Source organism: Methylocella tundrae (assembly GCF_901905185.1).
GTDB classification, from domain to species: domain Bacteria; phylum Pseudomonadota; class Alphaproteobacteria; order Rhizobiales; family Beijerinckiaceae; genus Methylocapsa; species Methylocapsa tundrae.
The window spans coordinates 1-3,268 of the sequence record NZ_CABFMQ020000110.1 but is presented as its reverse complement, the minus strand read 5'-3'; the positions used below and the strand labels follow the sequence as shown (position 1 = coordinate 3,268).

4 pseudogenes and 1 riboswitch are annotated in these 3,268 nt (G+C 63.9%); of the pseudogenes, 3 read left to right on the top strand and 1 reads right to left on the bottom strand.

What is annotated here, in order from left to right:
- Positions 1 to 626: pseudogene (locus MPC4_RS20995) on the bottom strand (transposase); the annotation flags it as partial.
- Positions 627 to 873: 247 nt separating this feature from the next.
- Positions 874 to 1,087: riboswitch (cobalamin riboswitch) on the top strand.
- 97 nt (positions 1,088 to 1,184) lie between these two features.
- Here MPC4_RS20995 and MPC4_RS17150 point away from each other — a divergent pair.
- From MPC4_RS17150 to MPC4_RS20990, 3 pseudogenes are all read left to right on the top strand, one after another.
- Positions 1,185 to 1,460: pseudogene (locus MPC4_RS17150) on the top strand (5-methyltetrahydropteroyltriglutamate--homocysteine S-methyltransferase); the annotation flags it as partial.
- Positions 1,461 to 1,720: 260 nt separating this feature from the next.
- Positions 1,721 to 2,212 (top strand): annotated as a pseudogene (locus tag MPC4_RS17145) (IS3 family transposase); the annotation flags it as partial.
- A 430-nt stretch (positions 2,213 to 2,642) separates the two neighbouring features.
- Positions 2,643 to 3,268, top strand: a pseudogene (locus MPC4_RS20990) (transposase); the annotation flags it as partial.

The window sequence follows — 3,268 nt, the reverse complement described above, 5'->3', positions numbered from 1 at the left end:
AAGCGCCCGCTTTGGCGTTGGCCGCGCGCGCACAGCCGCAAGCGGCCGTCTCCGGAAGGCCTGGCGACGATGAAGGCTGGCGCGCGACAGCCCCAGCGCTGTGCAGGCGGCTGCGATCAAGCCGCTGCCCGGCTCCAGGGCCGCCACCGCGTCCATCAAGACTCGCCGTCGCTCGAAGCTGGGAGGCCCAGCAACACCGCAACTTTTTTTTGGATTTCGATGATCGCTTCGGCGCGCTCCAATCGCTGTTTCAGGCGGAGATTGTCTCGCCGCGAAAGCGCGAGTTCCGCCGCCAGCGGGTTTGGTTCGGCGGTTTTGGGACCGCGCCTGGCGGGGCTCAGCGCTTCGAAGGCGCCGGCGGCGCGCTGACGCCGCCAGTCCGTCAGGGCCGACGAATAAAGCCCCTCGCGGCGCACGATCGCGCCGATCCCTCCGGGGACGCCCGCCGCGCGGTCAGCCTCCGCAAGGATGCGCAATTTGTCTTGCGCCGTGAACGTGCGGCGGCGAGGACGGTCCGAAAATTCAGGCGACGCGGCAGCCGGCGCTGAAACGATCGTCGGCCTCCGGCCGTCCTCCATTTCAGCGCCGGCTGCCGCAAGAGTCTTGCTGTCTTTGATTGGGGGCATAACCACGGGATGTTTGTCCTATGCCCCCAAGGCTAAACTCCCGGCAGGTCTTTGTCTCATCATCCTTGGCACGGAGGGATTGCTCACGGGGCGGCGGCGGTCGCCGACCTGGATGGATTGCAGGCTTTCTGGATCTGCCACGAGATAGAGGCTGAGCCGAGCCTGAGGGCCATGGTCAGCAATTCGCGAGAGACATAATCACATAAGGATATCCTTATATTTCTCTTGCTTGTATCGAGCAGTGTCGTTAAGTTGATCTCGTCACGGTTCTCTGTGCCTCCCGCAGGCGCCAGAGCTAAGAGGGAATCCGGTGCGCCGCAAGGCAATGCCGGAGCTGCCCCCGCAACTGTAAGCGGCGAGCCGAAGTCCACCACGCGTCACTGAGGCCTATCGGCTTCGGGAAGGCCGGACGGAGGCGACGACCCGCGAGCCAGGAGACCTGCCGCGACGCCATATCGTCCTTGGGCGGGGTGTCCCGGTGGTTCGCGTGCGATCCGCCGGCATTTCGCAGGCGGCTGCTCAGCGTCCGCTTTGGCCTTTGCCCCCAAACAATTGGCGATGTCTGTTCCTTCTCTTCCCGTCAGTACGCTCGGAACGCCGCGGATCGGTCCACGGCGCGAACTCAAATTCGCGCTGGAAAGCTTTTGGTCCGGCAAGTTGGACGAGGCCGCACTGCTTGAGGCCGCGGCGGGTCTTCGCGCCGCCAACTGGGCGCGCCAGCGTGCGCTCGGCGTAACGAACATTCCATCAAACGATTTCTCCCTATACGATCATGTGCTCGATACGAGCGTCATGGTGGGCGCCATACCGGCTCCCCGAACCGGGCAAGGCGAAAACCTGGCTCGTGTTTGGTCGGACTGAACGCGGGGACCCCGTTGGAAAAGCGCTGCAACGGCTTGTCTCAAGCCCTAAGGCGCAATTCCGGTGGCGGAATCCGGAAGAGAATCCATACATCTTCCGATCAGAAACCCGCAGCACCGTCACGTCGCACTACAATGATGTTGCAATGGCCATGGGCCAGGTTTGAATAGAGAGCCGTGTGCGCTGAAAGGTGCACGTACGGTTCGGGGAGGAGAAGCGCATCTGCGCTTCTTACTCCACTCGCCACCTGGCAAGGCTTCGTCTATGTCGCCTTCGTCATCGACACATTTGCCCGCCGCATCGTCGGCTGGCGCGCATCGCGCACGGCGCATGCGGGCTTCGTGCTCGACGCGCTCGAGGAGGCTCTGCACGAACGCCGGCCCGTTCGCGGCGGCGGCCTCGTGCATCACAGCGATCGCGGCGTGCAATACGTCGCGATCAAATACACGGAACGTCTCGCCGAGGCCGGCGTCGAGCCCTCGGTCGGCAGCGTCGGCGACAGTTACGACAACGCGCTCGCCGAGACGATCAACGGGCTCTACAAAGCCGAGGTCATCTGGCGGCGCGGCCCGTGGCGCAACTTCGAAGCCGTCGAGTTCGCCACCCTCGAATGGGTCGACTGGTTCAATCATCGAAGACTGCTGGAGCCGATCGGAAACATCCCGCCGGCCGAGGCCGAAGCGCGCTACTATGCGCAACGCAAGGAGCCCGCCATGGCACCGTGACTCAAACCAAATGGCCTCCGGCAATCCCGGGGCGGTTCAGAGCGATGCTGCGGTATGGGCGCTGAACGAAACCTGAATGAGGGTCTTTGGGAACTGGTCCCGCATCTTCAAAACGCCACGCCGGTTGCGGCCGGGTTGTTTTGGGAGGGATGCGTCAACGGAGGCCAATTCATCGTAACGGGCGTTACAAAATCTTCCCTGAAGGTGGCTCAATTATGGCGGTATGGCCGCGTGGCGATTTGGTTGCTGTCGTGACCTATGCCATCCGCCTATTCACGATCGTTCAGGCGGCGATATCCCGGCTTCCAAACAGACAATCCCTCCGTGCCAAGGATGCTTCCAAACAGACAATCCCTCCGTGCCAAGGATGATGAGACAAAGACCTGCCGGGAGTTTAGCCTTGGGGGCATAGGACAAACATCCCGTGGTTATGCCCCCAATCAAAGACAGCAAGACTCTTGCGGCAGCCGGCGCTGAAATGGAGGACGGCCGGAGGCCGACGATCGTTTCAGCGCCGGCTGCCGCGTCGCCTGAATTTTCGGACCGTCCTCGCCGCCGCACGTTCACGGCGCAAGACAAATTGCGCATCCTTGCGGAGGCTGACCGCGCGGCGGGCGTCCCCGGAGGGATCGGCGCGATCGTGCGCCGCGAGGGGCTTTATTCGTCGGCCCTGACGGACTGGCGGCGTCAGCGCGCCGCCGGCGCCTTCGAAGCGCTGAGCCCCGCCAGGCGCGGTCCCAAAACCGCCGAACCAAACCCGCTGGCGGCGGAACTCGCGCTTTCGCGGCGAGACAATCTCCGCCTGAAACAGCGATTGGAGCGCGCCGAAGCGATCATCGAAATCCAAAAAAAAGTTGCGGTGTTGCTGGGCCTCCCAGCTTCGAGCGACGGCGAGTCTTGATGGACGCGGTGGCGGCCCTGGAGCCGGGCAGCGGCTTGATCGCAGCCGCCTGCACAGCGCTGGGGCTGTCGCGCGCCAGCCTTCATCGTCGCCAGGCCTTCCGGAGACGGCCGCTTGCGGCTGTGCGCGCGCGGCCAACGCCAAAGCGGGCGCTT